This window comes from Parafrankia soli, from assembly GCF_001854695.1.
GTDB classification, from domain to species: Bacteria; Actinomycetota; Actinomycetes; order Frankiales; family Frankiaceae; genus Parafrankia; species Parafrankia soli.
This window is the reverse complement of record NZ_MAXA01000003.1, coordinates 43,286-69,397: the sequence shown is the minus strand read 5'-3', so window position 1 is coordinate 69,397 and position 26,112 is coordinate 43,286. Positions and strand designations below refer to the sequence as shown.

Sequence of the window (26,112 nt, the reverse complement as noted above, 5' to 3'; positions counted from 1 at the left end):
ATCCACGACACCGCGCTGGTCGAAGGGATCGACCCCGACCGGCTCTCCTTCACCCACACCGTGACGATCGTCCGCCGCCAGGTTGTGCGCCGGGCGATTTTCCCCCCTCCGCCGGACGGCCCGGATCCTGGCCGCGGTGACCACTAAGATCGCCGAACACGTCCTCCCGAAACGCCTCCGCTCCAATCCCCGGGTCGTCCGGCGGACCAAGCGCACCCCGTTCCCCGCCAAGAAGCCGATCGACAAGCACCTCACGGGACCGCCACCCACGGTCGCCACAATCCTGATCCGAACCTAAAGTTCCTGGTATTGCGACGACGCCACCGACCACCGCGACCGCGCACCCTGGTACACCACCAAAACCCAGCCCTCCACCGCCGACATCCTCGCCAAGCTCCGCCGCGTTCTCATCGCCGCCAAATATCAGGCCACACACCCCGAGCAGCCGACACCAGCAGAAATCCACACCCTCCGCCTGGCCTGGGAGACCGACGCCGCATAACTACGAAAGTCGAGTTATGTGTCATCGGAAAGAATTTTGGTTTACAGTCTACTAGTAAGAACCCGCACGGTTCTGCGGCCGTCATAAAACCGGTCCAGCCAGCTTCTGGTGACCGCGAAAGCGCCAAAAGATTGACCTTGAGAGTGCTTTAAAAATGCGCAGGAAGTGCCCTCCGAGGTGGGCCGTCAGGGACTCGAACCCTGAACTCACCGGTTAAAAGCCGGTTGCTCTGCCAATTGAGCTAACGGCCCTGCTGCGCACCATCGTACCCAACTGCTCGGTCAGGGGGAGGGCGGGGCGCGAGGTTCTGGCGGGTGGGCACGTTGGGAGGAGTTCTGAGGGTTGGTGGGGGTGGGGGTGTGGCCCCGCCCGGGTCAGGCCCGGGCGGGGCTGGTGGGGTCAGTCCTTGGTGATGGTCTTCGGGTAGTGGTGGGGGGTGCGGGCGCGGGGGATGAGCCGGGCGGTGTTCTCGGCGATCTCGCTGGCGAGATCGGGAGGATGTGGGTGTAGGTGTCGGCGGTGAGGGTGATGGTGGAGTGGCCGGGGAGTTCTTGGACGGCTTTGAGGTCGGCGCCGGCGGCGAGGGCGATGGTGGCGGCGCCGTGGCGGAGGCCGTGGAGGCTGATGGGGGGTAGTGCGGCTTCGTCGAGGAGGGTGTGGAAGCGGTTGGTGAGGTGTTCGGGGTGGATGGGCTGGCCGTCGGGGTGGGTGAAGGTGAGTCCGGTGTCGGGCCAGTCGCGGCCGGCGGCGAGGCGGGCGGCGTGTTGGCGGGTGCGGGCGGTTTTCAGGACGGCGAGGGTGTTGGCGTAGAGGGAGATGACGGGTCGCCTGCGTCGGATTTGGGCCGGCCGAGCTGGGTGGCGTAGCCGATCTGGATGACTTGCCAGCGGATGGTGAGGGTGGCGTGGGTGAAGTCGATGTCGTCCCAGTGGATGCCGACGGATTCGCCGCGGCGGAGCCCGCGGTAGGCGATGAGGTGGTAGATGGGGTAGAGCGGCCGGGTAGCCCGGAGCCCGGGGGGATCTACCTCGCCACCGTTATCGACTGCTACTCCCGCAATGTCCTCGGCTGGTCGATGGCCACCCACCTGCGCACCGAACTCATCACCACCGACGCGTTCACCACGGCCACCTCCCGCACCACCCTCACCCAGAACGCAATTTTCCACTCCGATCGAGGCGCCCAAGATACGTCGGATGCCTACCCTCGCGTCCTGAAAAGCCACGGTGTACGCCCATCGGCCGGGGCCACCGGAGTGTGTTGGGATAATTCCGCCGTGGAGTCGTTCTTCGGAACACTCAAGAACGAACTCGTCCACCGGGAAACCTATCCAACCCGCCGCGCCGCGCGTACGACGATCGCCGAATACATCGAGGTCTTCTACAACCGACAACGACTCCACTCTGCTCTCGACTACCGCACCCCAGAACACATCGAGCGCGCATACCACGCAACCCAGACCGAAGGGAAGGAAGCAGCATAAAGCTGATGTAGTCCGACTACACCGGTGTCCGAGAAACGGGAAGCACCTCAAAATATCTGGCCGCCTCTTCGGGATGCACGGAGTCGTGCCCGCGCCGCTCGTCGACATCCACCGACCCGGCATCGACCCAGCCTGACCCAGGCCCTGGCCGCCGACGCGGCCCGATTCCACACCCAGCTCCCCRGGAAACCGGCGAAGGCCGGAGGGCGGCATCGGGGGGCGGGGCCGGGGAAGGGACCACGCCTCGCCTCATCCTCGTCATGTGACGGCGCCATGCACCAGCACGGTGGGGCGACAGTTCCCTGACAGATATTGACAGTGTCACTGCCAACTTGGCAGCATCACTGCCATGAAGTCGTCGCTGCGGGAGGCCCGCTCCGAGGTCGTGCGCGAACGCGTGCTCGACGGTGTGGCCGCCCTGCTTACGGCCGGGGAGGACCTCACCTTCGCGAAGGTGGCGAAGGAGGCCGGCGTTCCCGAACGCACCGTCTACCGGCACTTCGCCACGAGGGAAGCGCTGCTTGCCGCGGTCTTCGCCTGGGCCAACCGGCGAATTGGGTTCGACGGTGAGCTGCCGACCGACGGTCGGGGCGCCGTCGCGCTCGTACGGCGGGCCTTTCCAGGGTTCGACGCGGTGGCCCCGGTCATCCGGGAACTCCTGCTCACTCCCGAGGGCCTGCTCGCTCGCCTCTCGAGCCGGGAGCAACGCCAGAGCGCCGCCGTCGCGCTCGTCCGCGCGGAAGCGCCCGGCCTTGGCACTGAGGACACCCGCCGCGTCGCCGCGGTCGTCCAGCTCCTCACGACCGCGTCCACCTGGCAGACCCTGCGCGACTTCTGGGAGATGGACGGTACGGAGTCCGCCGAGTCGGCCGCTCTCGCCCTCGAGCTCCTCCTCGAAGGCGCCCGGGCCCGAGGTGTCGCCCTTACCGCCCCCACCACTGCCGCCCACGCAACCGGCGGCATCGCCTCCGAAACAAACGCCTCCGAAACAAACGTCCCCTGAACGAAGACCCTTGAACCTTGCCCTGCCCGGGAATGACCGAAGGATCTCACATGTCTCTGCTCGTCGGCGTCAACCACGTCGCTGTCCTCACCGGGAACCTCGACCGGTTCATCGACTTCTATCACGGGGTCTTCGACCTGGACGTCGTCTTCAGCGAGACGACCCCGGCCTTCCGGCACGCGATACTGCGGACCGGCCCGCATTCCTGGCTGCATCCCGCCGAGGTGGTCGGAAATCCCCACAGCGCCGCGCTGCCCGCGATGTTCGACCGGGGCCACCTCGACCATCTTGCCCTAACGGCCGAATCGCCGGAAGCGTTCGAGACCCTGCGCGCCCGCCTCGTCGCGTGCGGCGCCAGCGACGGCACAGTGGAGGATCTGGGTGCGTTCCATGCCGTCTGGTTCACCGATCCCGACGGCATGCGCGTCGAGCTCATCGTCATCGTGGACGCCGAGCTGCGGGACGTCCACGAGCCCCGTCCCCTCGCTGATTCCGCCGCCTGACCCGGGTGGCGAGCCGGCCCGCGCCGCACACACCGAGCCGGCGGCGTGTCGCGCTGCCTCCGGGAAACGCTGGCCGCCTGGTGCCAAAACCGGGTCTGGGTCATCCGGCAGCCGAGCTGCTCCGAACAGAAGACAACTGACCGCCTTCCGTCCGGAGCTCTCATGCCCCGGCCCCATCCCTCCTACAGCCGTTTCCGCCAGGCCGTCTTCGGTCTGCTCGCCCTTGTCGCCCTGGCTGGAGCCGTCCTCATGGGCGCCGGACCGGCAAGTGCGGCGGCTGCGGTGGACTGCTCGCCCCACTGCAACACGCCGCGTCCCACACCGCTGCCGCCGCTGCCGCCGTCAGGTCCAGTGACCCTGCCGCCGGTGGACCCCGACATCCACCCGTACGTTGGACCGATCCCTGCTCAGGACAACGCCGTCGACACCGCCTGGGCACGCCGGTACGCCGTCCAACTGATGTACGAGAACCCGGCCTGCAACGACCTCATCACTGGAAAATTCACCCAGAAGGCAGTGAGCATTCTGCGGACCATATCCATCTTCGACGCCACGGCCCCAACCCAGCCGGCCGTCAGGGAGGGTGGAGGACTGCTTCCCTGGCGCGACGGTGGCCGTTCGCCTCAATCGCGGCGGGACGCACCACGCGGAATGCTGTCGGCATTCGGCAGCGGTCCGTCTATGCCGAACAGGACGCTGGCGCCGCCGTTCCAGTAGCGGCCCCCGTCCCGCGCGATCAGAAGCGGAGGTGGTCGCGTTCGTCCTGGTCGAGGTCGTGCAGCAGGCTGGTCAGCAGGCTCACCGGGTAGCTCCTCGTCGCGTTGGCCTGAGCCGGCGCATGATGTTCGCGGCGTTCGTTCGGGTACCCGGACAGCCCCGTCTCACACCGCGCTGAGCCGCCGTACACCAGGCAGGCACGTCTCACCCCACCCCGCGGGCGGTGGGTTACCGACATCGGAGGGGGTAGGCCCGAAAGGAGAAGTGAAAGCCGACACGGAGGGTGTTATGCGTACACCGGCCCACGGGCATCGGGAGGTAGAGACCAAGTTCGACGTGAGTTCGACGTTCGTCGTCCCGGCCCTGACCGGTCTTGCCGGGGTCGCCTCGACCGCCGGGCCGACGGAGGAGCATCTCGACGCCGTCTACTACGACACCGAAGATCTGCGGCTTGCCCGCAACCGCATCACGCTGCGACGGCGCCAGGGCGGGCATGACGCCGGCTGGCATCTCAAGCTCCAGAGCTCGGGGGCCGGCCGGGACGAGATCAGCCGTCCGCTGGACGCGATCGAGCGGGACCCCTCCGCCGAGGGCACTGTCCCGGGCGAGTTCGCCGACCTCGTGGCCGCCACCACCCGCGGCAGGCCCCTGGCCCCCGTCGCGAGGGTGCGGACCGTCCGCCGCGCGACCACTCTGCGCGCCCCCGACGGACGGGACCTGGCGGAACTGGCCGACGACGAGGTCCACGCCCAGACACTGGGCACGTCGACGACGCTGTCCCGCTGGCGGGAGATCGAGGTCGAGGCCCTCGGCGACGACCTCGATCTCCTGCCGGCGGCCGGCGCGGTGCTGTGTGAGGCCGGGGCCCGGCCGGCCGCCGGGCCGTCCAAGCTCGCCCGGGCACTCGGATCGCGGGCGGCGCGGCCGGAACTCCCCGAGCTCCCCGCCGACGGCGCCCCGGCCGGGGGAACCGCGGGTGAGGCCGTCCGCGGCTATCTGGCGACCCATACCCGGGCCCTGCTGGCCGCTGACGCCCGCGTGCGCCTCGGCGATCCCGAGTCTGTTCATGACATGCGGGTCGCCGCCCGCCGGCTGCGCAGCGCCCTGCGCACGTTCCAGCGGCTGTTCGACCCAGCACCGGCGCGCGCGCTCCAGGCCCGACTGCGGGAACTGAACCTCCTGCTCAATGCCGCCCGCGACGGCGAGGTCCAGCTCGAGCGGTTCACCGCCGGGATCGACGCGCTCGACGAACGGGACCTGCTGGGCCCCGTCGCCGCCCGCGTGCAGGGCCATCTGCGCGCACAGCACCTGCGCGGCCGGGAGCAGGCCCTGACCTGGATGCGCGACGCGCAGTACCTGGATTTCGTCGACGACCTGATCGCCTTCGTCGGCGAACCACCGTATTCCGCCCTTGGTCGCCGCCCGGCCGGGCCGGCCCTGCGCGCCCCGATCCGCAAAACCGACCGCAAGCTGCGCCGCCGGGTCGATCGAGCCCTCCACACCCCCGCCGGCGACAGCCAGGACGTCGCCCTGCACGCCGCGCGGAAGGCCGCGAAGCAGCTGCGCTACGCGAGCGAGGCGGCCACGCCGGTCTACGGGGAACACGCTGCGAAGCACACCAGGCGAGCCAAGAAAATCCAGAACAGCCTGGGTGAGCACCAGGACTGCGTCGTCGCCCAGGGCGTCCTGCGCGAGTTCGCGATCGCCGCCAACCAGGCCGGCGAATCCTCCTTCACCTACGGCCTTCTCCTCGGCGGCGAGCGGGAACAGGCACACCTGACCAGGGATGTCTTCGCCGCCCGCTGGCCGAAGCTCTCCCGCCGGCGCCACCGCCGCTGGCTGCACTGAATACACCACCCCAGAACGGGGCACAGATGTTTTTATCGCACTGATGGAGGTGGGGACGTGGGCCTGGTGACCCGGAAGGCCCGAACGGCTGTCGCTCCACCCGGCATGCGGCGCTCCCCAGCCCCCGTCCCCGGGGCACGGCGCCCAGAGCGAACGCGGCGAACGGCGGAGCCGACGCGGACCGCCGCGCACGCCCTGCGGGAGACGACGGTGATCGCCTCCGACGGGGTGTCCCTGCATGTCGACGAGATCGGCCCGAGCGACGCGACGCTGACCCTCGTCTTCGTGCACGGCTTCTGCATGACCGCGGACGCCTGGTCCTCCCAGCGCCGGAATCTCGCCGATCAAGGAAGGACGGTACGGCTGTTGGGCGCGCAGGCGCACATCGGTACGTCCGGCTGGAGCTACGCCCACTGGACCGGCGTGCTGTACCCGCCAGGCACGCCGGCGCGTCGACTCACGACGTGAACCACGAGCAGCGTTCGCTGTACCTGGCCATCGTCCTCCTGCCGGCCGGTGCGACCGGCCTGCTCGTGATGCCGGTCAGCATTCACCGGGCCGTGTTCGGTCACCGGGAGAAGCAGACGTTGGTCCGCGTCGCGAGCCGGGTCGCCCAGGTAGGGCTCGCGCGGCTCGCGCTGCTGGTGGTCCTGTGGGCGATCGTCCCGATGGCCGTCAGGCGGCCGGGGCCAGGGCTCGCAGCGGCGCCGCCAAGGTCGAGCGGAAGAAGTCGAAGAAGCCGTCCGGGTCAGGGCCGGCGTTCATCAGGACCAGCTGGTCGAAGCCGGCATCGGTGAACTCGCGGGCGGACGCCAGATGCCGCGCCGGGTTGGGACCACAGGCGAACTGCCCCCTCACGTCGTCCTCGGTGACCGTCGTCGTCGCGGCGGCGAAGTTGACCGGGTTGGGTAGCTCGCTCATCACTTTCCAGCCGGTCAGCGCCCACCGGTTGGTCGCGTGTACAGCCTTGGCCGCCTCGGCCTCGTCCGCCGCGTAGGCCAGCGGAACCTCGGCGTAACGCGCCCCGGTTCCGCCCGCGGCCGCGTAGTCCTCGACGATCCCGGGCTTGGGCTCGGTGGCGAACAGGGCATCGCCGCACTCGGCCGCCAGCCGAACCGACGGCCCACCGCTGGCGGCGACAGCGATCTCCGGCAGCGGATCGGGCAGATCGAACACCCGCGCGTCCTCCAGCTGGAGGTAACGCCCGTCGTAGGACTGGTACCCACCCCGCCACAACAGCCGGATGATCTCGACAGCCTCCCGCAGCATCGCGTGCCGCCTGGCCACAGCGGGGAACCCGCGCCCGACGACATGCTCGTTGAGCCGCTCCCCCGACCCGAGCCCCAGCGTGAAACGCCCGTCGGACACGAGGGCGACGGTCGCCGCCGCCTGCGCGACCACCGCCGGGTGGTACCGGATCGTCGGGCACGTCACGCCGGTCACCAGCCCGACCCGGTCGGTGCGCTCGGCGATCGAGCCGAGCATCGTCCACGTGAACGCCGAATGCCCCTGGTTGTCCAGCCACGGGTGGAAGTGATCGCTCAGCTCCACGAAGTCGAAGCCGGCCTCCTCGGCGGCGACCGCCTGACGGATGATCTCCCGGGGGCCGAACGCCTCGGTTGCCAGCTTGTAGCCGACCCGCATCTCTTCTCCTCTCCCTCGTCCGGATCCCTTGTCCGGTCTCCCTTGTCCGGATCCCTTGTCCGGGCTGCCGGCGAGATCGGAGTTGATGTCATCGGCTCTGTCAATGCGACGGGCCCGGCGGGTCTCGAACTCGGCGGTGCTGTTCTGGAGCCTGATGTCACCCGACACCGCGCATCGGTCAACGCGTGGTGTCCTTCAGGTTCTCGCCGGCCTGCTTGATGTTCCCGCCGATCTTCTCCGCGGCACCTCGGGCTTCCAGCCCTCGGTCCCCGCTGGCCCGGCCTGCGGTCCGCTTGCCGCGTCCCGTGAACCGCTGCAGGGCATTCCTCGCCTTGTCCACCATGCTCATCGGAAATTCCTCCGTCGGATGACCGCTCGCGCGTGGTTGCGGTGCGGCTATACCCAGCTCTGGCCCGGTGACCCGTAGGAGCAGGCACGTTCAAACGGTGGGAACTCTGCACGATGGCCACCGATCCGGGTCAGGTCAGGATCTCCCGTTACAACCCGCCGTCGCCGGGTAAGACGGCCATATGACCGATCCGAGCATTATCGGCACCCTTGCCGCGATCACGCTGATTGTGATTGGTGTCCTACTTGCTTTCACCTCCGCCATCTCCTGGGACACGCAGACGACGTTCGGGGCGTTCGGGATTCTTCTGGGCGCGATTGGCCTGTTTGGTGGCGGCATAGGTTCGTTGATCCGTCACCGGGCCTGAGCCCGGGCGCTGAGCGGGTCCCTCGCCAGCCAGCTCGGACCGACTCCTATGCCAGGGCGCCGCACGCAGTCGCCCGCGCGTTCATCGTCGGCCTGGAAGCCATGCCGGTAGGTGCACCGGTCGCCGATCGCGACGACCCGGCACGCAACTCCGGGCGGGATCACCAGCGCTCCGTCGGTCCCGACTGCCGCAGGCCTCGTCCGCATCGGTTTTCCCGGTACGGGGATGGGTAGCCGACGAACAGGGGGTGGCTGTCGCACGGCGCTGCCGTCCGGCATCTGGTGACACGGAGCTCGTGATCGCCGAGGCCGGGATCGCGGTCCGGGACGGGTGCCGCGGCTGTCGACCGGGTGGGCAAGTCCCGCGATGTCAAATCCCGCGATGTAATGGAGTGAGTCGTGACCGTTCAGAAGCCTCGTCCGACGACGACCGATGCCGGAATACCCGTCGCCAGCGATGAGCACTCGCTGTCCGTGGGGCCGGACGGCCCGCTGCTGCTGCAGGATCACTACCTGATCGAGCAGATGGCGAACTTCAACCGGGAACGCATCCCGGAGCGTCAGCCGCACGCGAAGGGCGGCGGCGCGTTCGGCACCTTCCAGGTCACCCAGGACATGAGCGCGTTCACCCGGGCGGCGGTGTTCCAACCGGGCACCGAGACGGATGTGATCATTCGGTTCTCGACGGTGGCCGGGGAGCGCGGCAGCCCCGACACCTGGCGCGACCCACGCGGTTTCGCGGTCAAGTTCTACACCAGCGAGGGCAATCTCGACATCGTCGGGAACAACACGCCGGTCTTCTTCATCAGGGATCCGCTGAAGTTCCAGCACTTCATCCGGTCCCAGAAGCGCCGGGCCGACAACAACCTGCGTGACCACGACATGCAGTGGGACTTCTGGACGCTGTCGCCGGAATCCGCGCACCAGGTCACGTGGCTGATGGGTGACCGCGGCATTCCGCGTACCTGGCGAAACATGAACGGATACTCCAGCCACACGTACATGTGGATCAACGCCGCCGGCGAGCGGTTCTGGGTGAAGTACCACTTCAAGACCGATCAGGGCATCGAGTTCTTCACCCAGGACGAGGGTGACCAGATGGCCTCGGTAGACACCGACTACCACCAGCGCGACCTCTTCGAGCACATCGCCGCCGGGGACTTCCCGAGCTGGACGCTGAAGATGCAGATCATGCCGTTCGAGGAGGCCAAGACCTACCGGTTCAACCCCTTCGACCTGACCAAGGTCTGGCCGCACGGCGACTACCCGCTGYACGAGGTCGGCCGGCTGATGCTCAACCGCAACATCACCGATTTTCACACGGAGATGGAGCAGGCCGCGTTCGAGCCGAACAACATCGTCGCGGGCACCGGGCTGTCGCCGGACAAGATGCTGCTCGCTCGCGGGTTCAGCTACGCCGACGCCCACCGGGCCCGCCTTGGTGTGAACTACAAGCAGATCCCGGTGAACTCCGCGAAGGTGCCCGTCCACAGCTACTCCAAGGACGGCGCGATGCGGGTGCAGAACGTCACCGACCCGGTGTACGCGCCGAACTCCTACAGCGGCCCGGTGGCCCAGCCGGAGCTGACCGACGACGGCGGCCACTGGTACTCCGACGGCGAGATGGTTCGCGCCGCCTACACCTCGCGCCCGGAGGACGACGACTGGGGGCAGGCCGGGACGATGGTCCGCGATGTCCTCGACGATGCCGCGCGGCAGCGGCTGGTCGACAACGTCGTCGGGCACCTGCTCGACGGTGTCAGCGAACCCGTGCTGGTCCGCGCCTTCGAGTACTGGCGCAATGTCGACAAGGACCTCGGCACCCAGATCGAGGCAGGCGTACGGGCCAAGCAGGACGAGACCGACCCGAAGGCCGCGCAGCAGGCCAACCCGGCCCGGTCCAGCGCGCAGGCCAAGGCCTGACCGTCCGCCGGCCGTGGTTCGGGGCCCGCCCTCCCAGCCGGGCCCGAACCACGGACGGCGGGGCCACCTCCGCCACTACCGCGAGTCCGCCGCTACCGCGAGCACGCTGAGATCGCCGGTTGGGCCAACGACCTCCAGCTCGGCGAGATCATGCGGGGCCCAGGGTGTTGACCATGACGGCGAGCAGGGCGGTGTCGTCGTCGTGGCCGGCCAGCCGGCCGAGTGCGGCCAGGGACTGGTCGCACAGCTGGTCGGGGGAAGCTGCCGCGGTGGCAGCCACCCGCAGGAGCTTCATCCCCTCGTCCACTGGCCGTTTGCGGTCCTCGACAAGCCCGTCGGTGAAGAACAGGAGAATGCTGCCCGACTCGAGCGTGGTCTGCGTCTGCGTCTGCGGGTACTCGGGTAGTCCCGTGCTCAGTGGGGGACCTGGATCGACCGGCAGGTAGTAGGCCTCGCCGCGCGGAGGGACCAGCAGCGGTGGCAGGTGCCCGGCGGATGCCAGGGTGAGCCGCGCGTTCGCGGGGTCCAGCACGGCAAGCGCCGCCGTGGCGATCTGTCCCTGCTCGAGACGATTCGCCGCCTCATCGAGCCGGGCCAGTACGGCCGACGGACTGGGATCGGTGGTGATGTGTGCGCGGGCGGAGGCCCGCAGCTGGCCCATGGTCGCGGCGGCCTGGATGCCGTGCCCCATGACGTCCCCGACGACAAGCGCCACCCGACCGTCGTCCAGGGGAAGGACGTCGTACCAGTCGCCGCCGACCAGTGCGCCGGTGCTGCCAGGAAGGTAGCGCCAGGCGAACGACAGCCCACCGATCGTCGGCAGTCGCTGCGGGAGAAGGCTGCGTTGCAGGGTGAGAGCGGTGCGCCGTTCCTGTTCGTACAGCTGAGCGTTGCCCACCGCGACGGCCGCCCGCCGGGCGACCTCCTCGATGGCATCCTGCTCGTCGCGGGCGCGTGGGCTGTCCTCGCGACAGAGCACAGCGAGGACGGCGACCGCACGGCCGCCGACGGTGAGCGGAACAGGACGGGCGTCACAGGCCTCGATGGGCGAGCCAGGCGAGGGCCTCGTCAGCGAGCTGGCGCCAACCGCGGATAGAGCCGGCGGACCGCCCTGACGGACCCTGGCGGGCACGGTATTGGGCCTTGTCCTCGACGATGAGCGGCGGAAACGGCATGTATCCACAGGCAGTGGATGAAGACCACGGGCTTCCTGATGGTGAGACCTCGCCTCCAGAGCCATGGCTGGACGAACCCACAACAGCCGTGCCCGACCGCATACACCTGCCTTTGATCACACTAGGTCGACTCTCTTGATGACAACTGGACGCTTAGTGGATTCGGCGCCGCCTCCACCCGGCCCACCGGTCGCCGGACAGGGTTGGTGCGTGGTGGTCGCGGGGCTACGGCCACCGACGGGAAGAAGCCGGGACGGCGGAACGCGGACGCGGCCCGGAATACACCGAGGTAGCGGCGCCCGGCGTGGAGGTGGAAGGCCCGGGGCCCCAGACACGGAAGCGATGCACAGATCGTCAACAGCCCGGTGGTGTGCGCGGGCCGCGCACTCCGCACAACTCCCATCAGGTCTCATCGGGAAAGGCCGACGAGCTGGTCTCAGCCCACTGTCGTCCTCGTCCACGGCGCCTTCGCCGAGAAGGCGCCCGCCGCCGCGTGGCGCACCAGGCCCTCGTGGGGCATCGTGGCCACCTCGGACCACACCATCAATCCGGAGGTCCAGCGCTTCGCTTACCAGCGTGCGGGGGTCGACACCGTGGAGGTGGACTCGTCGCACCTGATGCTCTCCCACCCGGCCGTGGTGGCCGAGATGATGCGGACCCGGACCGGGGCGGCAGCTACCAGTCCACGCCGTGCCAGTAGCGAGCCGTCTCGCTCGTCTGCTTCACGGTCCGGTCCGGTCCGGTCCGGACCGGACCGGCTGGGTGGGTGGGGCAGCCGGCACGGTCGAGTGACGGATCGAGGTCGTCAGCTGTCGGTTCGCACGGACCGTGGACCACGGGCTCTCAACACTGGCTCCAGCCATGCGACGCGGCCACACAACACGTGGGCCGCACCGTGGGGACATGTCAGCATCACAGGTCCAACGGATTCGTCCCGAGCGTCCGCGCCACGACCCGCGTCCTGCCCGCGGACGAGGTCCGGTCATCGTCCGGTCCGACCCGCCCGCGAAGGTCGACGGGTCGCCGCGGCCGACAGAGGCGGTCGCCGCACCGGCCACCCCCGTCGTCGGCTGGCGGCGGCTGTGGGCCGCGGCGCTGCTCGCAGGGTTCGTGACCGTCGCGGCGATCCAGCCGCCCCGCGAGGCACGACCACCAACGCAACCGCCGTGGGTGGACGTCGTCAGCGCCGGCGCCCTCGTCCTCCTGGCAGCCGCGTTCGTCTCCCTGCTGGCCGACCACCGATGGGGCTTCACCCTCGCCGTGTACGGCAGCGCCGGCTTCCTCCTCGTCTCAGCTGTGTGCCCGGCGTGGAACCACCACCAGGCGGGAACGTCGTGGATCGGTCAGACCGGAGTCGCCACAGCGATGCTCCTCGGCTCGCTGGTCGGGCGGGAGCGGACCGGCTCGGTTGGCCGAGCCGGTCCGCTCAGATCGGCAGGGGCCCGGTAGACGGCGGCCGGGCGCCTGCGGTCAGGTGCAGCGGTCCGCCAGCATCCGGGCGGTGGTCCTCACCTCCGTCAGCAGAGCGGGGTCGTAGGTCCCGGAATCGACCCGCAGCCGGAGGAAGCCGACGGCCGTGGTGACCCGTTCGAGGTCGCCGGCGTACTCCCCGGCCGTACCGATCCGGCCGTAGAGCTTCTCCTGGGGCGGTGTGAGGTCGCGGGCGAGCGCCTTGATCTCGTCCGGTGCGCCGGGGTCCGCCCGGGTCAGCCGCAGGGTCGCTATCAGGTCCGGGGCCAGCGTCTGGCAGGCACCGGGGGCGAACGACCCGGCTTCGGGCAGTGGCGGAGGTCCCTCCCCGCCGCAGGAGGCCGCCACGCCGACGATGACGGCGACCGTAATGGCGGCCGAGGCGGCTCGCCGGAGTCTGGTCATGGTCGTGCCGCCCTGTCAGCTCGAACCCGAGGTGGGCAGGCCGACGTACGGGAACCATCCGCGGAACCGCACGTCGGGCCCGTCGACGCCGTCACCGAGGCCGGTGACCGCCGCCGGCGGGTTGGGCAGCAGGGCGCCTTCGACAGCCTGGAGCGAGATGTCGACGACGTCATCGCCCAGCCGTCGGCCGTTCGGGTACCCGCCGGTGTCGCCTCCGAGGACGCCGAGCCGGTTCGGTTCCGCGGTCGGCGGGATCGACATGTTCAGCCGAAGCTGCTCGGAGGGCGCGATCTTCGCCGGGTCGACGTCGGCGTTGAGCGCGTGTGCGTTCAGGTCGACACCGAGGTTGGCCTTGTTCACACCGGTCAGGTACACCGCGACGAGGTCGTTGCGCGGTGTCGCCGGCGCGGGGATCTTGTAGATCGCCTCGATCAGCTTCGGCAGTTCGGGCTTGGTGACGAAGTTCAGGAACTGGGCGTCCCGGGCGGGAGTGGAGGCGTTGAACCGGTCCTTCTGGCCGATCGGCACGACCACCTCGTTGACGAGCGGCGAGCCGAGGCGCGAGACCTGCGACCAGTTACCGAAGGACATCCGCATGCCGGAGCCGTCGGTCGGCCCGTAGATCGAGGCGCTGCGCCGCTGGGTGCTGCTCCACACCCCGATCACCGGGTTGCGCGCCGGGTCGCCCTTGAGAGCCAGCTCGGTCTTGGGGACCTGCAGCACGACCGAGTTCACGTTGAACCCGGCGAGGCTGTCCTGCCCGACCTCGGACAGGTCGCCGCCATAGAGCAGGTCGAACACCCTCAGGTCGAGGAAGAACGGGTCGTCGGCCTGTCCGGCGAACGTCTTGGCGCCGCCGGGCAGTTCCTTCAGGGACGCCGTGCGCAGCGCCAGGTAGTCGGGCATGGACGCGTCGCCCACGAACGAGGGCGCGACGGGCACCTTGTCCGCCAGCACGGTGGTCTTGCCACCGGCTATCCGCTCCAGCTTGTAGGTCTGCCGGAAATTCAGGTCCGGGTCGTCGAGCGAGGTGACAGGCCCGGTGTTGTAGAGGAACGTGTTCTGGTTCTGATAGGTACTGGCGAACGTCCAGCGGTAGGTGATGTCGGGCTTCGCGTCGCCGTTGCTGTCGACATTGATGTCGTACTGGGCGTCGGTCGCGAACGGGTAGAAGTTCGGTCCGCCGGCGGGTTCCTGGAAGGGCAGCCAGTTGGCGACGAGCGTCACCGAATCCGGGTCGTCCGGGCTGACGAAGGCGTAGGTGTCGGTGTTGTCGACCGTCGGGTCGCTGCTGATCAGCGGGGCCTCCCGGTGGCTGGACGCGTCAGCGGCCGTCGGTGCGAGGGTCACCACGGCGCCCGTCGCACCGAAGAGCAGGGCGGTCGCGCCAGCCAGAGCGCGCCGCCGGGGCAGCCGTCCCCGCCGTCGGCGGCCGGGCGTTCCGTCGCGTGCGGATGTCAGTCAGCTCATGGTTCTCCCTCACGGATCGACGGACCGGACGGATGCGCCTGTCCGGTGAACGTCCGTGGTTCGGTGATGAGAGGAGCACGGATCGTGTCGGCTACCTGACATCATTTCTGCGTCCCAGGTGCAGTCCGCGACCGCCGCGGATCCGAATCGCTGGCGAACGACCGGCGGGACGGAAGCGGGGAGGACACGCATGAAGCGGCGACTGGGCGGCGGGGCGAGTCGAGCGCGGGTGCTCGCCGGCCTGGTCTGCGTGGCCGGCCTGACAGGCGCGGCTGTGCTGGCCATGGTCGGCCCGCCGCTCGTCCGGGATGACTCGGGCCACGGTGTCGCGCCGACGCCGACCGGAGCGGCGGCCGTGGACGAGGCGTGGTCCTCCGCGGGCAGGGCGGCGGCCGCACCCGTCGCGAGTCTGCGTGACCGGCTCGGCCAGGTGCCGGGGGACTGGCCGGCCTGGGCCGAGCTCGGCCTCGCCTACGTCGAGCAGGCCAGAGTGACCGGTGATCCGACGTCCTACCCACGGGCCGACGGGGCGTTCGCCCGCTCGCTGGAACTGCGTCCGGTGGACAACGACGCCGCCCTCGCCGGGCAGGCGGCGCTCGCCGCCGCACGTCACGACTTCCCCGGTGCGCTGCGCGCCGCGAATGCCGCGGTCGCCGTCAACCCGTTCCACGCGACCGCGCACGGGGTGCGCTTCGACGCGCTCGTCGAACTCGGGCACTATCCCGAAGCGTGGCAGGCGGCGCAGACCGCGGTCGACCTGCGTCCCGATGTCGCGTCGCTGGCCCGGGTCGCCTACGCGTTCGAGCTGCGCGGCGAGATCGACCAGGCGGCCGCGATGCTGCGGCGGGTAGCCGACGACGCGACGTCGGCAGCCGATGCCGCGTTCGCCTACTTCCATCTCGGTGAACTGGCGCGGCACTCGGGCGACCTCGTCGGGGCGGACGAGGCCTACCAACGCGGGCAGGCGAGCGACCCGTCATCGGTGTCGCTGCTCGTCGGTCGTGCCCGCGTGGCCGCCGCCCGGGGCGAGAGCGAGGCGGCCCTGGCGGACTACGCCGTCGCGGCCACTCGGAGCCCACAGCCGTGGATCGTCGCCGAGTACGGAGAACTGCTCGAATCGTTGGGCCGGCCCGACGAGGCGAAGCGGCAGTACTCCCTGGTGCGTTCCACCGCGGAGCTGATGCGCGCGCAGGGAGTCGAGGTCGACGTCGAGCTGGCGCTGTTCGAGGCGGACCACGGCGACCCCGCCGCCGCGCTGGCCGCGCTGTCCCCGGCGCCGGGCGGCGAACCGCACCGGGCCGGGGTCTTCGTGGACGACGCTCGTGCCTGGGTGCTGCACCAGCTCGGCAGAGACGACGAGGCGCTGCCGTCCGCCGAGTCGGCGCTCGGCCTCGGCACCCGCCGAGCACTGTTCTCCTACCACCGGGGCGTCGTGCACGCCGCGCTCGGCCGGACCGACGCCGCGGTCGCGGACCTCCGGGCGGCGCTGGACACCGACCCGCACTTCTCACCGTTGCACGCGCCCCGGGCACAGGCCCTTCTCGCGTCCCTCGACGCGAGTGCCCGGTGACCTCGCTGCGTCGGGCAGCCGTCCTGGCCGTGACGGTGGCCGCGTTCGTCCTGACGGCGGGCGGATCCGCGTCGGCACATCCCCTCGGGAGTTTCACCGTCAACAGCGCGAGCGTGCTGCGGGTGGGCATCGAGGAGGTTCTCGTCGACGTGGTCGCCGACTTCGCCGAGATACCGGCGGCGCAGGTCCGGCCGGACGTCGACGCGCTGGGAGCCGCCCGCTGGCGGGAAGCGGAGTGCGCCCGCACGGCCGGACGGGCGACGCTGGCGGTCGACGGCCGGGCCCGCCCTCTCGTCCCGATCGGCGGCTCGCTGTCGTTCCCACCGGGCGACGGCGGGCTGTCGACGATGCGGCTGGTCTGCCGATACTCCGCCGAGACCGCCGGGGCAGCGGACGCGGACACGACCACGACCACGACGATTCGGTACACGTTGGCCGCGTACGCCGACCGGGTCGGCTGGCGGGAGACGGTCGCGGTCGGGGACGGCACCACGGTGGTCTCCTCGGACGTACCGTCCCGCTCACCGACGAACCTGTTGACCCGGTACCCCGACGACCCACTGGGCGGCGGTTCTGACGTCACTCGCGCGACGCTGACCGTTCGTCCGGGCGGACCCGCCGCGGCCGACCCGTTGTCGCAGGCGGGCGCCATCGGCACTGGAACGCCTGGTAGCGGTGCGTCAGACGAGGCCCGGCAGGCGGCCGGCGGCCTTGCCGGTTGGGTGAACGGCCTGGTCGAGCGGGACTCCTTCTCACTCGGCCTGGGCGTGCTCGCACTGCTCGCCGCGGTCGTGTTGGGGACAGCGCACGCGTTCGCCCCCGGGCACGGCAAGACGGTGATGGCGGCCCGGATCGTCGGCGGCTCGGCGACAGGACGGCAACTCGCCGTCACCGCCGGAGCGGTCACGCTCACCCACACCCTCGGCGTTCTCGTCCTCGCGGTCGTGCTGTCGGCGTCGAGCGGCTTCGCTCCGGAGAAGATCTATCCGTGGCTCGGTGTCGCGAGCGGGCTGCTGATGATCGGTCTCGGTACCAGTCTGCTGCGGTCAAGGCTGATCATGTCGCCGTATCGCGGCCTACTGATCGCGGGCCACGACCACTCGAATAACCACCGCCATGAACACGACCGTGGACACAGCCACGCCCGTCCTCACCGCGACGACAGCCATCACCACCACCACGGCAGCGGCGTTCACAGCCATGGACACCACGACCACGGCCCTTCGCACGGTCATGGTCATGCGCACCAGCACGGTCACTCGCATGGCGGGCGCTGGCACGTGCACCCGCCCGTCACCGACCAGCCGAGGCTACGCGGCCTGCTCGCCGCGGGACTCGTCGGCGGCATGGTGCCGACGCCGTCGGCCGTCGTCGTGCTGCTTGGAGCGGTCGCACTGGGGCGGGCGTGGTTCGGGGTCCTGCTGGTTCTCGCCTACGGCGTGGGAATGGCGGCGACGCTGGTCGGCGTCGGGTTCCTGCTCGACCGCACACTCATCCCGCTGCTCCAGCGCACCCAGACGCTGGTGCCGGGATTCGCCGCGGGCCTGCGCTGGACGCCGGTGGCGACAGCCGCCCTGGTCGTGCTCGTCGGCGCCGTCGTGGCGCTGCGTGCCGGCAGCCAGGTCACGATATGACTCCAGGCGGATCACAGGGTGACAGGGTCTACGGCTTGCGTCCGATACCGCCCGCCACCAGCCTGACAGCCAGTGGGTACGGCTCGACGACCGGTACGGCGGGCCGCCACAGCGGGTTGTAGACCACGCCTGGCTCGACGAGGTTCAGTCCGTCGAAGTAGGAGATGATCTCGTCGACCGAGCGGAAGCGCCCCCTGGTCAGTTCGTTGAGAAGCACCTGCTCGATGGGCGCGGTCTCCGCTCCGTGGTCGACGAAGTGGGTCAGGAACAGGTAGCTGCCCGACGCCATCCGATCGACGTATGCGCGGACCAGGCCGGCCGGGTCCTCGTCGTCGTGGACGTGGTGAACGACCGCGAGCATCAGAAGCCCGACCGGCTTCGACAGATCGATCAGAGCAGCCACGTCCGGGTTGCTCAGAATCTCGTCGGGACGTCGGAAGTCCGCGGTGACGACCGTGGTGTTGTCGTTCTCTGCCAGCAACGCCCGGCCGTGCGCCAGCACGATTGGATCGATGTCGACGTAGGCTACCTTCGAATCGGGTGCGATTCGCTGGGCGACCTGGTGGGTGTTCTCCGCGGTCGGAAGACCGGACCCCAGATCGATGAACTGGCTGACGCCCTGCTCCACCATGAACTCGACGCCACGCCGGAGCATCTGCCGGTTGTACTGCGCGGACGTCTTGCCATCCSGAATCACCTGGATGAGCTGGTCGTGGACGACGCGATCAGCAGGGAAGTTGTCCTTGCCGCCAAGCAACGCGTCATAGACCCGGGCGATGCTGGGCACCGAGATGTCGATCCCGGACTCGATCCAGGTCGAGATGTGTGCCTCGTCACGCACCTTCAGCAGCATCGAGTCTGGTATGCCGACTCTTATTGTCAGGCAACGCTCCCCCTCTGGATCAGGACGGGTCACCTCCGCACCCGGCCCGGGCCTCACGAGAAGCGGAAGTGACGTAGCGCGTTCGATCCTAGTAAGGCGGGCTCGTTGGCCGGGTCGAGGCGTCTCCCTTCCACCCTGGCTCCGGCGTCGATGCTCGAGGTGGAGCAGGTACTACCAGCCATCTTCGTGGCGCTGTACATCGTGGGCTGCGCGCTGGCGATCGCAGGCGCCCCGGCTTCCTGACAGCCGTCCCGTGGTCCGCCCTTACCTGTCAGTCAGTGCCCGGCGCGCCGAGTAACAAATCGTGGTCGCAGAGTCTGGCAGCGGACGGCATGGGCCCCACAGTCAGTTCAGGAATCCCGCCCGATCCATGGTTGCCCTCGACTGGTGGGTGCCGTCAGCGACGCCGACAGTGGGCTTTCTTTCACGGTGCACGAGTTCGCCGAGCTCTCGGACGGCCGTGAGGTCACCCTCCTGGATGACCGGGGCTGGGGCATGTCAGGCAGGGGCAGGACCCCCGACGAGCGCCTGTCCGAGCTGACGATCGAAGAGATCGAGCGCACGGTGTACATGGTCCCGCTGCCGGACTGGGCCGACGTTGACCACCCGCTGCCGCCGGACCTCGCGGCGGTCGAGGACAGCGGCGGGGCGCAGGACTGGGACCTGCTCGCGGAACGGCTCCGCGCGTTCGGGGTGGTCGTCACGCCGGCCGAGCTCATGCGGGTACCGCGCCGTCTCGACCTCGGCGACCGGCTTCGGGCGAGAATGATCGGATAGGGCGTGCGACGTCCGACGACATTCGTCGCCGGGGTCAGGGCAGCCGCACCGCGACCCGGAACACGCGGGTCACCTGGGTGGCACCGGAAGTTGTCGTCGCTGAGCACGTTGACGATCGCCGTGCCGCGCCCGGGCCCCCGGGGGTCGATCGCGAGTGCTTCGTAGTTGTCCATCAGCGGGTTGACCTGGGTGCCCGGGGTGGTAGCGCCCAGGGTGGGGCAGGCGGTGAGGTCCGCGACGAGCCGCTTACCCACCAGTGCACGCTCCGGGAGCGCCGAAAGGTCGGGCACGGTGGTGACGTCCGCGCCGCGGCCGGCGGCCGGCACCGAGTACAGGGCGTTCCGGTTGCCCACACCTGCGGTGAACGAGGCCTCCAGGACGAGGAGCCCGTCCTCGCCGTAGGCGGCGACCTCGGAGATCCGCTGCCCGGGTTCGACCTGGTAGCCGAGCTGCCTGCTCAGCTCGTACCGACCGGTGGAGCTGAGCCGGTACACGAGGATCCGCCGGGTCCGCGCCTCGCCGGTCGCGGGAGCGTCCCACGACTCCTCCTCCGGTCAATTCCACTCTGCCGAACTCGCGGAACATCGACGGGCCCCGGCGGTGTCCTCCATGGGTCTGCTCCATGAACGCATCCCGGCTGACCGCGGGTACCCGCCACGGGCGGGCATTGGACGGATCATCGGCGCGCCCGACGCATACTCCGTATCGCCATCTCCGGCCTGCTCGTGCCGCCACTGTGTTGCGGTCGCGCCACAACCGCGACAGCAATCCGACCACCCGCCGGTGCCCGGAAATAGCACCTCGGTTAACCGTATGGCTCGTCGAGAGTTTTCCGTGTCGAAAGACACCTGTACACGGAGCGTGCTGAAGACTTCAATCGCCTGTAGTTCTCCGTATGCCCTGGCTTCCTACACTGCGTGACGACGGGTTACGAACGGGGCAGTTCTCGTTGGCGACCGGTCCACGATGCCGTGTACCACAACCGGAACGTACGGAGATGGATCAATGGCCCGACACCATCGAAGAATCACTCGTGCCGCGGCCGTCGCCGCAGCCGGAGCACTCGTGCTCACCGGGATGGCCACCGCCGCGCACGCCGCTTCGCCCCCGGAGACCAACACCGTTGCCGGGGCCGACGAGCGATCGGGTGGTTCGACGGTGCGTTTCGCCACCTTCAATGCCTCGCTCAACCGAGCCACGGCRGGAGAGCTGCGGACGGACCTGTCAACACCCGATGACGTCCAGGCGCAGACAGTCGCCCAGATCATCCAGCGGGCCCACCCCGACGTACTTCTGATCAACGAGTTCGACCACGACCCGCTGGCCGTAAAGCTGTTCGCGGACAACTACCTGGCCAGGAGTCAGGAAGGCGCTCAGCCGGTCAGGTATCCCTTCCGGTACATCGCGCCGAGCAACACCGGAATCGCCTCCGGTTTCGACCTTAACAACGACGGCCAGGTGGTCACCGTCCCCGGAGCTCCGGGCTACGGCGACGACGCGCTGGGTTTCGGAGCCTTCCCCGGGCAGTACGGTCTGGTCGTCTACTCCCGGTTCCCGATCGACGTCCGGCAGGTCCGGACCTTCCGGGACTTCCGCTGGAAGGACATGCCGGGCGCACTGCTGCCGGACGACCCGGCGACGGCGGCGCCCGCGGACTGGTACTCGCCGAAGGAGCTGGCGGCCGTCCGGCTTTCGTCGAAAAGCCACTGGGACGTGCCGGTCCAGGTCGGGCGGGACACGGTTCACCTGCTGGTGAGCCACCCGACACCGCCGACCTTCGACGGGACGGAGGACCGAAACGGGCGGCGCAATCACGACGAGATCCGCTTCTGGGCCGACTACGTCCGGCCGGGCGGCGGTTCCTACATCTACGACGACCAGAGCAGGCGCGGCGGGCTGCGGCCGGGCTCGCGGTTCGTCATCGCCGGTGACATGAACGCCGACCCAGTCGATGGCGACAGCGTCTCCTCGGCCGCCAACCAGCTGCTCCAGAGCCGCCAGGTGAACGCCTCGGTCATCCCGTCGAGCGCGGGCGCCGCCGAGGCGGCGGTACTGCAGGGCGGCGCCAACGCGACGCACCGTGGCGACCCGGCCCACGACACGGCCGACTTCGCCGACACCGCGCCGGGCAACCTGCGGGTCGACTACGTGCTGCCCTCCCGCGATCTGGCCACGGCGGGAGCGGGCGTGTTCTGGCCGGAGACCACCGATCCGCTCTCGCGGCTGACCGGGAAGTACCCGTTCCCCAGCTCCGACCACCGGCTCGTCTGGCTCGACATCACGCCCCGTCGCGCCTGAGCCGAGTGGCGGTTCTGTCGGTCATCGCGGACTGCCGGAGCGGGATCGACCCGTTCCGGCACGTCCTCGCAGCGGGCGGATCGTGGCAGGCGCGGCACGCGAATCCGGCGCTACAGCGTCGAATAACGGAACACCGTCGTGGGGAGGAGCAGGAAGTTCAGCTCCCCCCGGCCGAGAACGAAGCCGCCGAGGGTGCCCCACAGCGACAGCACCTCGATCTGCAGGAAATTCGCCGGGTCGGCGGTCAGAACCACCATGACATGGTGCAGCGGCTGACCCGCGTGTTCGACCATGATGACGTCGCCGGCCTGGATGTTGTTCGCGGGGGCGGCATTCGCGCAGTTGATCTGCTGCACGCCGCCTGCCGTCAACAGGTTGTACACGGCGGTGTCGGGGTCCACGGCTCCGTACGCGTGGGTCAGTTGGGCGACCGTGACCAGACCGGCTTCTGCCGCGGCTACCAGTACCGCCTCCCAGCAGTTGATGGTCGCGTTGTCGCCGATGGGATTCGCCAGTGGCGCCGCGCCGTTGATCCAGGCGTTGAAGGCCACACTGCGGCCTTCTCTCCAGGTGTACGCGCCGCGCCGGGCTTGCATCCGTGCCCGCAGGGCCGCCCGCCGCGCTCCCGCCGGTGCTCCTGCGGCCACTGCCGCGACCGGCGCGGCGGCCGGAGCCGTGTTGGGGATGGCCAGGGCGGCTTCCTGATTACTGATCTCGATCCGGACGACGCTGGGCGTGATACGCGGATGGACGTTGATCGCCGCGATCGACGGGTTGATGAGGTTCGCGGGCGGCCCGGCGGGATACCTCAGCAGAAGCTCCGCCAGGAACATGTTCGTGTGCTCACGGTCCTGGATCTGCTGGCTGGTCACCCTGGCCGGAACGAACCAGCTGACCGGCTGACCATAATTGAGAACGATCTCAACGTCGTCTCCTATGATTGTCACGCGCGCCCCTTTGGTCACCAAGGAATGAATGCCGTCCACGACTTCACCCCGATAGTCGGGGAAGGTGCCATACGGCGGCCTTCGCCACCTTCGCCGATCTGGGATTCCCTACGTAACGAAAGCGCGACTCAGGTTCACCTGGGTAAGCAGATGTCCATTTTGACTGGAATAACCTATCTTGCCGATGGAGACCGCGAAGACCAGGGACCGCACAGCGCCGACTCGGCGCCCGCAACGGGGCCGCCCCCAACAGCACAACATCGCCACAACTCACACATGACGTAGGCGTCAGAGATCTAGCCTGGACTCGCGCGCCGCAGCATTCTTCCCGATGAGAGGTTCGTCCGATGAGGGCCATTTCGGCTCCGACTCTTCTACCGCTCGGCCATCCGGTCGACGCTGCCGACGTCCGGACACTCGTCGACGCCGTCGCGGACGCGGGGTTCGACGGGGCGCAGCTGACGAGTTCGCACCTCGCTGGCGCCGTCGCTGACGGTATGACTCCGGAGGAGTTCTTCGGTTACCACCGGGACAGGGGGCTGGCGATCCCCACTGTCGAGGTTCTGATGGAATGGGTCACCGCCGACCGACAGGAGATAGCCGAGCAGGCCCGACCACTTCTCGACATCGCGCAGTGGGCCGGCTCCCCGACGGTTATCGCGACGACGCTGGAGGACGAGGTACCGTCGATCGCCGGCGTGGCGGAGCGGCTGGCGTACCTGTGCGATCTCGCGGCGGAGCGGGGTCTGCGGATCAGTTTCGAGTTCCTGCCGTGGTCGGTGGTGCCGAACATCAGGGCGGTGATGCGGCTCCTGGATGCGGTGGACCGCGACAACCTCGGCCTGGTAGTCGACGTGTGGCATTGGTTCCGCCAGCCTGGTGGGCCCGATTACGACACCCTGCGTGACGTGCCGGCGGAGCGGATCCATGTCCTTCAGCTGTGTGACGCGCCTGCGCGGCCGGCCGACGACCTGAGGACGGAGACGATCACCGCCCGCCTGCTGCCCGGGGACGGCGACGCCGACATCGAGGCTGTCCTGGATGTTCTCGTCGCGACCGGAGCCGATCCCGTCGTGGCGACAGAGGTGTACTCCGCCTCGCTCGCGGGCCTGGGGCCAGCCGAGATGGCGCGGCGCGCGTTCGCCGCCACGGAGACAGTTCTCGGTGGACGTTTTCCGTCCCACGGCACGAGTGGTTGAAGGCACGGCGCGCACGGCGCACGGCGCGCGCGGGTTGGGATCGTCGATCGTTGATCGGGTGACAGCGCGGTCGGGTTGCCGGCCGTGCTCGCGGCCCGGCGTTCCCGTGTCCCCGCGTCCCGGTGCCGAGCGGATCACCTGATGGAACGCTGACCGGCCGCGGGCAATCCGGCACAGCCGGTCCGTCATGGCCCGGCTTCACCCTATTTCGCACGCTGGCCCACTGATCTGATGTAGCACTGGGTTTGTGCAGCCTCTTTCGGTCGTAATCGTTCACCGTGACCAGCCGAAGCGACTCGTCGACACCATCGACGCGTTCCGCGCGCAGGACGTTCCCGTCTCGATCACGATCGTCGACAACGGATCGGCGGTCATGCCGCCGGTCGAGGCCGCCGATGTCACGGTGGTGCTCGCTGGCAGCAACCTGGGGTTCGGACCGGCGGCCAACGTCGGCTACCGCGCGTTCCTCGCCGACGCGGACGCGGGAGAGTGGGTGGTGCTCGCGCCGCACGACGCGCTGCCCGAGCCCACCTGCCTGAGTCACATGCTGGGCGTGCTGGCGCAGCAGCCGCGAGCGGGTCTTGCCTGTGCGGACGTCGGCGACGGAGCGACGCCGGTCATCGACCCCTACTTCGGCGGGATCCTCATGCCCGCGAGCGTGGACGAGGGCTGGGAGCCCGCCGGGCACCCGCACGGCACGCTGATGTTCGCCCGCCGTGCCTGCCTCGACGAGATCGGGATCTTCGACGAACGCTACTTCGCGTACTGCGAGGAGGCGGACCTCGCGCTGCGGGCGAGGTCCGCCGGCTGGGAGTCCGGACTCGTGCGGGGCGCGATGGTCAAGAACCCGAACATCGGCTCCACCGCCGCGGCGATCGACTACCTGCAGCTCCGCAACACCCTGCTGCTCGTGCGGGACCACTCCGGCCGCTACCACGCGTTCATCCGGTTCTGCATCGCACTGTGGCATCTCGTCTCGGGCGCGGTCGTCCCGGCCCGGCGCGGCCCCTACTGGAACCTCGAAGGACGTGTCCGCGGGCTCCTGGACTTCGTCCGCGGGCGTTTCGGCCCTCCCCCGCCGCATCTACTCGTCAAGCGCTGACTCGCGCGATACGGGCCCGTTCGCCAGGCGCGGTCAGGACAGGTAGGTCGCGCCGAACGCCTCGAGGAACTCGAGCGTGGCCGCGGACGACACCGATGGGCTCGACACCACCACGGCGGTCACCCCGGCCTTCTCGATCTCGGCGATCGCCTCACGGTGGCGGTCGGGCTCGACGGTCGGCGTCGCGATGGAGCGGTCCTTGTAGGAGTACTGCACATCGATCGTGTCCGACCGCCCGGCGGCCGCGGCGGCGTCCCGGATCTCGTTGATCATGACAGCCAGCTCCCCCAGCGAACCGATGGAGGTCGTCCGCACCGCCGCGCTGAGCTCCGGCGGGCCCACCAGCGGCATCCAGCCCTGCGCCCGCTGCGCGATGCGGCGCCGGCTCAGCTTCGAGTTACCGCCGATCCAGATGGGAATCGGGTCCTGCACCGGTCGGGGCCGGGTGATGACGTTCCGGGCGTCGAAGTGCAGGCCCTTGTAACTGAACGGCTCACCGCTCCAGTGCATCGGCAGCACGTCAAGGATCTCGTCGAACAGCGTGTTGCGCTCGTCCATGTCGACTCCGAGCGCGAAGAACTCGGTCTTCATGTACCCGGTGCCGAGCCCGAGCACGATCCGTCCACCGGAGAGCTTGTCGACGGTCGCCGCCGCCTTGGCGAGCAGGAACGGGTTCCGGTAGGGCGCGACGGAAAGGTTCGTGTGCAGCCGCAACCGCTGGGTCGCGGCGGCGACATGGCCGAGCGCGACGAACGGATCGAGGCTCTGGTGCCCGCCGGAGGCCAGCCATCGGGCACTCGGGGCCGGGTGCTCGCTGAGGCAGAATCCGTTGTGATTGTTGGCA

At 69.3% G+C, this 26,112-nt stretch carries 22 protein-coding genes, 1 tRNA gene and 5 pseudogenes; 16 read left to right on the top strand and 12 right to left on the bottom strand.

Features of this window, described 5'->3' with window-relative positions:
- A pseudogene (locus BBK14_RS36500) lies at positions 1 to 147 on the top strand (IS4 family transposase); the annotation flags it as partial.
- A 533-nt stretch (positions 148 to 680) separates the two neighbouring features.
- Here BBK14_RS36500 and BBK14_RS02385 read toward each other — a convergent pair.
- Together BBK14_RS02385 and BBK14_RS39405 are read right to left on the bottom strand one after the other, a co-directional pair.
- Positions 681 to 753: transfer RNA gene (locus BBK14_RS02385), tRNA-Lys, on the bottom strand.
- A gap of 123 nt (positions 754 to 876) precedes the next feature.
- Entirely contained in the window at positions 877 to 1,191 is a 315-nt protein-coding gene (locus BBK14_RS39405) for a tyrosine-type recombinase/integrase (RefSeq protein ID WP_241831053.1), read from the bottom strand.
- Positions 1,192 to 1,517: 326 nt separating this feature from the next.
- On the opposite strand from BBK14_RS39405, the pseudogene BBK14_RS02375 reads away from it, so the two are divergent.
- The 3 genes and pseudogenes from BBK14_RS02375 to BBK14_RS02365 all read left to right on the top strand — a co-directional run.
- Positions 1,518 to 1,985 (top strand): annotated as a pseudogene (locus tag BBK14_RS02375) (IS3 family transposase); the annotation flags it as partial.
- Between the two features lie 349 nt (positions 1,986 to 2,334).
- Positions 2,335 to 2,988 carry a TetR/AcrR family transcriptional regulator gene (locus BBK14_RS02370; protein ID WP_071059589.1) on the top strand — a complete coding sequence of 218 codons (654 nt, stop codon included), beginning with the start codon at positions 2,335 to 2,337 and terminating at the stop codon, positions 2,986 to 2,988.
- Between the two features lie 50 nt (positions 2,989 to 3,038).
- On the top strand, positions 3,039 to 3,491 hold the full coding sequence (locus BBK14_RS02365; RefSeq protein WP_071059588.1) for a VOC family protein: 453 nt from the start codon (positions 3,039 to 3,041) through the stop codon (positions 3,489 to 3,491).
- 736 nt (positions 3,492 to 4,227) lie between these two features.
- Here BBK14_RS02365 and BBK14_RS38005 read toward each other — a convergent pair.
- Positions 4,228 to 4,398 (bottom strand): hypothetical protein, encoded by a 171-nt coding sequence (locus BBK14_RS38005; protein WP_198541144.1) that lies wholly within the window; start codon positions 4,396 to 4,398, stop codon positions 4,228 to 4,230.
- Between the two features lie 98 nt (positions 4,399 to 4,496).
- On the opposite strand from BBK14_RS38005, the gene BBK14_RS02360 reads away from it, so the two are divergent.
- From BBK14_RS02360 to BBK14_RS41545, 3 genes and pseudogenes are all read left to right on the top strand, one after another.
- Entirely contained in the window at positions 4,497 to 6,056 is a 1,560-nt protein-coding gene (locus BBK14_RS02360) for a CYTH and CHAD domain-containing protein (protein ID WP_071059587.1), read from the top strand.
- Positions 6,057 to 6,266: 210 nt separating this feature from the next.
- The gene (locus tag BBK14_RS41550; protein WP_071059586.1) at positions 6,267 to 6,524 is read left to right on the top strand and encodes a hypothetical protein; all 258 of its coding nucleotides are present in this window, start codon (positions 6,267 to 6,269) and stop codon (positions 6,522 to 6,524) included.
- Positions 6,521 to 6,655, top strand: a pseudogene (locus BBK14_RS41545) (DUF6328 family protein); the annotation flags it as partial. The gene BBK14_RS41550 and the pseudogene BBK14_RS41545, both read left to right, overlap by 4 nt.
- A 76-nt stretch (positions 6,656 to 6,731) precedes the next feature.
- On the opposite strand, the gene BBK14_RS02350 reads toward BBK14_RS41545, so the two are convergent.
- Together BBK14_RS02350 and BBK14_RS02345 are read right to left on the bottom strand one after the other, a co-directional pair.
- Complete coding sequence (locus tag BBK14_RS02350) at positions 6,732 to 7,700, bottom strand: TIGR03557 family F420-dependent LLM class oxidoreductase (RefSeq protein WP_071059585.1); 969 nt, start codon at positions 7,698 to 7,700, stop codon at positions 6,732 to 6,734.
- 178 nt (positions 7,701 to 7,878) lie between these two features.
- Entirely contained in the window at positions 7,879 to 8,049 is a 171-nt protein-coding gene (locus tag BBK14_RS02345; protein ID WP_071059584.1) for a CsbD family protein, read from the bottom strand.
- Positions 8,050 to 8,230: 181 nt separating this feature from the next.
- Between BBK14_RS02345 and BBK14_RS02340 the strand changes: the two genes are divergently transcribed.
- Entirely contained in the window at positions 8,231 to 8,416 is a 186-nt protein-coding gene (locus BBK14_RS02340) for a magnesium transporter accessory protein (RefSeq protein WP_071059583.1), read from the top strand.
- Between the two features lie 398 nt (positions 8,417 to 8,814).
- On the top strand, positions 8,815 to 10,338 hold the full coding sequence (locus BBK14_RS02335; protein ID WP_071059582.1) for a catalase: 1,524 nt from the start codon (positions 8,815 to 8,817) through the stop codon (positions 10,336 to 10,338).
- A gap of 148 nt (positions 10,339 to 10,486) precedes the next feature.
- Here the strand turns inward: BBK14_RS02335 and BBK14_RS02330 are convergent, their stop codons facing one another.
- Positions 10,487 to 11,317, bottom strand: coding sequence for a PP2C family protein-serine/threonine phosphatase (locus BBK14_RS02330; protein ID WP_071059581.1), 831 nt, complete (start codon positions 11,315 to 11,317; stop codon positions 10,487 to 10,489).
- Between the two features lie 1,099 nt (positions 11,318 to 12,416).
- Between BBK14_RS02330 and BBK14_RS02325 the strand changes: the two genes are divergently transcribed.
- Positions 12,417 to 12,962, top strand: a complete 546-nt coding sequence (locus BBK14_RS02325) for a hypothetical protein (protein ID WP_071059580.1) — start codon at positions 12,417 to 12,419, stop codon at positions 12,960 to 12,962.
- Between the two features lie 21 nt (positions 12,963 to 12,983).
- On the opposite strand, the gene BBK14_RS02320 is transcribed toward BBK14_RS02325, so the two are convergent.
- On the bottom strand, positions 12,984 to 13,388 hold the full coding sequence (locus BBK14_RS02320; RefSeq protein WP_071059579.1) for a hypothetical protein: 405 nt from the start codon (positions 13,386 to 13,388) through the stop codon (positions 12,984 to 12,986).
- A gap of 15 nt (positions 13,389 to 13,403) precedes the next feature.
- On the bottom strand, positions 13,404 to 14,738 hold the full coding sequence (locus BBK14_RS02315; protein ID WP_241831051.1) for a DUF4331 domain-containing protein: 1,335 nt from the start codon (positions 14,736 to 14,738) through the stop codon (positions 13,404 to 13,406).
- Positions 14,739 to 15,048: 310 nt separating this feature from the next.
- Here BBK14_RS02315 and BBK14_RS02310 point away from each other — a divergent pair, with 310 nt between their 5' ends.
- Together BBK14_RS02310 and BBK14_RS02305 are read left to right on the top strand one after the other, a co-directional pair.
- Positions 15,049 to 16,428, top strand: a complete 1,380-nt coding sequence (locus tag BBK14_RS02310) for a tetratricopeptide repeat protein (RefSeq protein ID WP_071059578.1) — start codon at positions 15,049 to 15,051, stop codon at positions 16,426 to 16,428.
- Complete coding sequence (locus BBK14_RS02305) at positions 16,425 to 18,062, top strand: HoxN/HupN/NixA family nickel/cobalt transporter (protein WP_083390652.1); 1,638 nt, start codon at positions 16,425 to 16,427, stop codon at positions 18,060 to 18,062. Before BBK14_RS02310 ends, BBK14_RS02305 begins: the two co-directional genes overlap by 4 nt.
- Positions 18,063 to 18,090: 28 nt before the next feature.
- On the opposite strand, the gene BBK14_RS02300 is transcribed toward BBK14_RS02305, so the two are convergent.
- A complete protein-coding gene (locus tag BBK14_RS02300; RefSeq protein ID WP_071059577.1) occupies positions 18,091 to 18,915 on the bottom strand; it encodes an SAM-dependent methyltransferase in 825 nt (274 codons plus the stop codon).
- A gap of 417 nt (positions 18,916 to 19,332) precedes the next feature.
- Here BBK14_RS02300 and BBK14_RS02295 point away from each other — a divergent pair, with 417 nt between their 5' ends.
- The gene (locus BBK14_RS02295; RefSeq protein ID WP_198541143.1) at positions 19,333 to 19,722 is read left to right on the top strand and encodes a hypothetical protein; all 390 of its coding nucleotides are present in this window, start codon (positions 19,333 to 19,335) and stop codon (positions 19,720 to 19,722) included.
- A 98-nt stretch (positions 19,723 to 19,820) separates the two neighbouring features.
- Here BBK14_RS02295 and BBK14_RS41885 read toward each other — a convergent pair.
- Positions 19,821 to 20,255: pseudogene (locus BBK14_RS41885) on the bottom strand (esterase-like activity of phytase family protein); the annotation flags it as partial.
- A gap of 472 nt (positions 20,256 to 20,727) precedes the next feature.
- On the opposite strand from BBK14_RS41885, the gene BBK14_RS02290 reads away from it, so the two are divergent.
- Positions 20,728 to 22,020: an endonuclease/exonuclease/phosphatase family protein gene (locus BBK14_RS02290; RefSeq protein WP_083390651.1), complete on the top strand. Its 1,293-nt coding sequence runs from the start codon at positions 20,728 to 20,730 to the stop codon at positions 22,018 to 22,020.
- A gap of 110 nt (positions 22,021 to 22,130) precedes the next feature.
- Here the strand turns inward: BBK14_RS02290 and BBK14_RS02285 are convergent, their stop codons facing one another.
- Positions 22,131 to 23,006, bottom strand: coding sequence for a hypothetical protein (locus tag BBK14_RS02285; RefSeq protein WP_131802143.1), 876 nt, complete (start codon positions 23,004 to 23,006; stop codon positions 22,131 to 22,133).
- A 308-nt stretch (positions 23,007 to 23,314) separates the two neighbouring features.
- On the opposite strand from BBK14_RS02285, the gene BBK14_RS02280 reads away from it, so the two are divergent.
- Together BBK14_RS02280 and BBK14_RS02275 are read left to right on the top strand one after the other, a co-directional pair.
- Positions 23,315 to 24,166, top strand: coding sequence for a sugar phosphate isomerase/epimerase family protein (locus BBK14_RS02280; protein ID WP_071059574.1), 852 nt, complete (start codon positions 23,315 to 23,317; stop codon positions 24,164 to 24,166).
- Positions 24,167 to 24,413: 247 nt separating this feature from the next.
- Positions 24,414 to 25,268, top strand: a complete 855-nt coding sequence (locus BBK14_RS02275; RefSeq protein WP_071059573.1) for a glycosyltransferase — start codon at positions 24,414 to 24,416, stop codon at positions 25,266 to 25,268.
- 33 nt (positions 25,269 to 25,301) lie between these two features.
- Here the strand turns inward: BBK14_RS02275 and BBK14_RS02270 are convergent.
- Positions 25,302 to 26,096, bottom strand: a pseudogene (locus tag BBK14_RS02270) (LLM class F420-dependent oxidoreductase); the annotation flags it as partial.
- Between the last annotated feature and the right edge of the window lie 16 nt (positions 26,097 to 26,112).

Bases quoted from the DNA above. Each gene is read 5' to 3' on its own strand.
- BBK14_RS02370 (WP_071059589.1), top strand. From the start codon at position 2,335: ATGAAGTCGTCGCTGCGGGAGGCCCGCTCCGAGGTCGTGCGCGAACGC.
- BBK14_RS02320 (WP_071059579.1), bottom strand. From the start codon at position 13,388: ATGACCAGACTCCGGCGAGCCGCCTCGGCCGCCATTACGGTCGCCGTC.
- BBK14_RS02310 (WP_071059578.1), top strand. From the start codon at position 15,049: ATGAAGCGGCGACTGGGCGGCGGGGCGAGTCGAGCGCGGGTGCTCGCC.
- BBK14_RS02350 (WP_071059585.1), bottom strand. From the start codon at position 7,700: ATGCGGGTCGGCTACAAGCTGGCAACCGAGGCGTTCGGCCCCCGGGAG.
- BBK14_RS02325 (WP_071059580.1), top strand. From the start codon at position 12,417: ATGTCAGCATCACAGGTCCAACGGATTCGTCCCGAGCGTCCGCGCCAC.
- BBK14_RS02280 (WP_071059574.1), top strand. From the start codon at position 23,315: ATGAGGGCCATTTCGGCTCCGACTCTTCTACCGCTCGGCCATCCGGTC.
- BBK14_RS02360 (WP_071059587.1), top strand. From the start codon at position 4,497: ATGCGTACACCGGCCCACGGGCATCGGGAGGTAGAGACCAAGTTCGAC.
- BBK14_RS02345 (WP_071059584.1), bottom strand. From the start codon at position 8,049: ATGAGCATGGTGGACAAGGCGAGGAATGCCCTGCAGCGGTTCACGGGA.
- BBK14_RS02365 (WP_071059588.1), top strand. From the start codon at position 3,039: ATGTCTCTGCTCGTCGGCGTCAACCACGTCGCTGTCCTCACCGGGAAC.
- BBK14_RS02340 (WP_071059583.1), top strand. From the start codon at position 8,231: ATGACCGATCCGAGCATTATCGGCACCCTTGCCGCGATCACGCTGATT.